The 3,958-nt window shown below is 49.6% G+C and carries 4 protein-coding genes; all 4 read right to left on the reverse strand.

Annotated features, from left to right (window positions below; genetic code table 11):
- On the reverse strand, positions 1 to 902 hold a 902-nt coding region (locus tag RMO84_RS16645), incomplete at its 3' end, for a class I SAM-dependent methyltransferase (protein ID WP_310489554.1).
- A 177-nt stretch (positions 903 to 1,079) separates the two neighbouring features.
- Positions 1,080 to 1,550, reverse strand: coding sequence for an anti-sigma regulatory factor (locus RMO84_RS16650; RefSeq protein ID WP_310489555.1), 471 nt, complete (start codon positions 1,548 to 1,550; stop codon positions 1,080 to 1,082).
- A 519-nt stretch (positions 1,551 to 2,069) separates the two neighbouring features.
- Positions 2,070 to 3,659: a 23S rRNA (uracil(1939)-C(5))-methyltransferase RlmD gene (gene rlmD, locus RMO84_RS16655; protein WP_310489556.1), complete on the reverse strand. Its 1,590-nt coding sequence runs from the start codon at positions 3,657 to 3,659 to the stop codon at positions 2,070 to 2,072.
- Positions 3,660 to 3,746: 87 nt separating this feature from the next.
- Positions 3,747 to 3,899, reverse strand: coding sequence for a hypothetical protein (locus tag RMO84_RS16660; RefSeq protein ID WP_310489557.1), 153 nt, complete (start codon positions 3,897 to 3,899; stop codon positions 3,747 to 3,749).
- Positions 3,900 to 3,958: the final 59 nt, after the last annotated feature.

Genomic DNA, 3,958 nt, shown 5'->3' on the forward strand with positions numbered 1-3,958 from the left:
TCATAATGCGCGACATCAGTATCGAGTAATTCAATCAGTCGATATTGTTGACGAATATCTAACTGTTTCGCGCGTTCCAGTGCTTCGGGTGCCTTACCTAATAATCTTTCCAAATTCCAAAAATCGGGATTGGAGAAGCCGACAAAATCTAAACCTGAAGCATCGATTAATTCAAATAAAGTCTCGATATTGTAGTCAATTTCTTGAGGATGGACGTACATATCGGCAAAGCATTCATCTTTGTGATTCTCGATCGCCCAGCGTTCTTTTTCCCGCTTGACTAATCGATTAGTTTCAGGGAGTGAAGCAAAGATCGATCGACCGATTTTAACACCATCTTGATAGTCACCGCGCTTGTCGCCCTGCAAGATCCCGATCGCTTTTTGCATCAATTCGATTTCCCACCGTCCCAACTCACCATAGACAAAGATATGCATCAACCCACCAGGGGCTAATTTGCCCGCCAAGGCTTGAATACCGCGAATCGGATCTGGGGTATGGTGCAGCACGCCCACCGAGTTAATCAGGTCGAATTCCCCTGGTAGCTGGGCAACATCGAACAGACTCAGATGGTGAAATTCTACTCTAGTCGCACCCGATCGAGCGCAGCGTTCTTGAGCGACTTTCAGCGCACCAGGACTGAGATCGATCGCCGTCACCTGCGCCTGGGGATTGAGATGCACCAAGCTATCGGTACTCACTCCCGTCCCGCACCCCGCATCGAGAATCCGCACATCTCGACGCGCTGGCATCTGTCCGGTGCAAAAATTGTAAGCCGCATCCCATTGCCACCGCCAGTTAAACCCTGGGGGCGGCTCATCGAGCAATGGTTCTGGGGGGAAAGGGTAGGTATCGTAGAGATTTTGGACGGCTTGACTAATCTGGGCGGGACTGGCTTCCATAACTCGATCGCTGCATTGAGACTCGATCGTTATTGTATCTCGTTGCCACGAACTCTTTCTAAAAAGCACTGACGATTTGCATCGTCAGCCTCTCTTGTCTTTGTGTTGACGCATGATGCCCTCACAGATCTTTGCTTTTTTACTAGTCTTTCTATATTTTTGAAAGTGCGAGTAGACTTACATTACGATCGGTTCGCGATGCTCCTGGGGAGCGGATTCTCCAGCGAGTTGACAGTACAACTGCTTGCACAGTGAAATTTCGGTACCTTGTCTATTCCACACTACGCGATCGAAGATTTGATGCAAGAGGAACATGCCTCTACCGCACTCTGATTCGACTGGGGGTAACATTTGGGTTGGTGTATCTTGCCGATTGCGCTCTGGTGGATGAAATCCATTCCCTTCATCCGAGATAATCCACCAATATGCACCCTCTTCAAAACAAAAACGGACAACAACCTGTTTGCGGGGGTCGAGATTGTTTCCGTGTTTGGCGGCATTTACTAAAGCTTCTTGAAGTCCTAATCGGACTTCGGTGTGCCATTTTAGCGGCACTGCTGACAAAAGACTATCGACGATCGGAGCAAGGAACAGCGTAGAGGAAAAACTAAGTTTATCCCATTCAGACTTCACTGGACTTAATACCATAGCAATCTTTTAATCCTCGTAGGGCACTTTGCCGGATTACAAGCGCGAACTGCGATCGAACAGCATAACTCCCGATTTTGCATCGGCTAGACAGTTACCGCCCCAATTTGAAAAATAGTACCTTTGCACCAATGAGCAACAGCTCGCAATCGGTTCGGGGCTATATTCCTTTGGATAGAGAGTTAGCTATATTCACATCTACCATTATAGTTACAAAATCTCGATCGGTCTAGGCAATTATCGGGACGATCGGTATATAAAGTAACTATTATGCTTACTGGGCAAGCATAATAACGCATTAATCAAATTGAAACACGATCGACATTACTGAATTAGGGTCGCACGCAAAGCATCGCCAGATCGCTGTAGTAAAGCTGTCGTAAGCTATGTAGAGAGTTGCCGCACCGATCGACAGCAGACAAAATGAAATCGGGAACACCACGCAATTTACGACTTGCTGATGTTCCCGATCTGTGCAAGGGCGGATCGATCGACGACAATTTCTCGATCGATCGGCAATTAATTAGAACTGGGAGCAGCAGCCTTGGTAAGAAAAGCCACACACTCGACATGAGCCGTTTGGGGGAAGAAATCAGCAGGTTGGACGAGATCGAGCTGATAGTTACCTTGCTCGCAGAGGATTTGTAAGTCGCGTGCCAAGGTTGCGGGTTTACAACTGATATAAATAATTTGCGCGGGCTGCATGGCAGTCAGAGCATCGAGGACAGCGCGATCGCAACCCGTACGCGGCGGATCGAGCAACACGACATCGGCTGTCATCTCTAGCTGTGGCAAGATTTCTTCAACTTCACCAGTGCGAAACTCGACATTATTAATGCCATTAAGCCGCGCGTTGGCTCTGGCTTGCACCACCGACGCACTATGAACTTCAATCCCCAGCACGCGTTTGACGCGCTTGGCTAAGGGCAGGGTAAAAGTCCCAATCCCACAATAGGCATCGATCAGCGTTTCGGTACCTTTAAAGCCAGCGCGCTCGACAATCAGATCGAGGACTGCTTCGGCTTGCTCGGTGTAGATCTGAAAGAAGGTATCGCCCTTGAGTTGAAACTGTAAGTTCCCAAACTTCTCACAGATAAATTCGCGCCCAGCCACGCACCGCGTCTCGGTACCGAAGATATTATTCGTCGGTCGATCGTTGAGATTGAGACAGACGCCGACAAGCTGGGGATACCGCTGCATCCAGCGTTGGGCTTGCCCTTCGATATCGGGGATATTGAGATCCGTGACTACTAATGTCAGTAATATTTCCCCCGTCCGCCGTCCGATCCGCAGTAATAAGTGCCGAAATTTAGGACGATCGTCTGGTATGTCAATTACTTCCGTCACCGTCGGACGGTTACGCAGCTTGGGTTTGGGGATACCGCGATCGGTGATACCAGCATCTTGCGCTTGAGTAACGAGGATCTGCACGCCAGTGCGGCGCGAACCGGGTTCTCGGGCACCTTTGCTTTCGGGTTGATAGATCTGCCAACCGCGATCTTGGATATCTTGCTTGATCTCAGCTAGCAGCGGATTCAACCGCTCATCTTGCACCGGACACTGGTTGAGATTGACGATTTGATGGGTACCTTTGCGATAGTAGCCAGCCTTGACATGACCGGAATCGCTGACGCCGAGCGGATAGGTGACTTTATTCCGATAGGCGAAGTTGCCCTGGGCACCGACAATCTTGGCGACAGGTGGCTCGGCAAAGCCACCGATGCGGCGCAGGGCTTGTACTACTTGATTTTCTTTAGCGGCGAGCTGATAGTCATAGTCGATATGTTGCAACTGACAACCGCCGCACTTATCCGCGACGATACAGCTCGGACGCACGCGGTGCGGTGAAGCCTCAATGACTTCTAATAATTTCCCGTGGGCATACTGACGTTTGACATTGGTAATTCTGGCAGTAATTCGATCGCCGGTAACTGTATCGGGTACGAAGACGACGCGATCGTCTGCACGCCCCACGCCTTCACCACTTTCGCTGACATCGACAATCTGGAGTTCTACCAAATCCCCTTGTTTCAATGCATGGCTGTTGACAGGCAGTTGGCTCGAACTGTCAGTAGGCAAATTTTCGGGAAACATGGTGTGTTTTGGCATCAGAGCAGTCAACCATAATAACAGTTATTGAGAGGGGATGCGATAAAATAAATGGGTGCGTCGGGTCAGTTACAACGCAAATCGCGGCTAGGCTGTGACGACATTTGAGGTACCGAGCAACGCCTTGAGACAAATGGCACAATACTTAATGTGTCCGGCGGCACTGGGTCGATCGCGCAGCGCGCCACCAAGGCGATCGAGACTTTGACTACTCAGGCAGTTTATATTAATAAGATTCAACCCTTTCTGGCGATCGTTGACCCAAATCCAACCCTATGGTGCATACACAAGTCGGCTAG

It is taken from the genome of Chamaesiphon sp. VAR_69_metabat_338 (assembly GCF_031423935.1).
In the GTDB taxonomy this organism is placed as follows: Bacteria; Cyanobacteriota; Cyanobacteriia; order Cyanobacteriales; family Chamaesiphonaceae; genus Chamaesiphon.

Excerpts from the sequence above, each read along its gene's own strand:
- rlmD (WP_310489556.1), bottom strand. The coding sequence starts at position 3,659 with ATGCCAAAACACACCATGTTTCCCGAAAATTTGCCTACTGACAGTTCG.
- RMO84_RS16650 (WP_310489555.1), bottom strand. The coding sequence starts at position 1,550 with ATGGTATTAAGTCCAGTGAAGTCTGAATGGGATAAACTTAGTTTTTCC.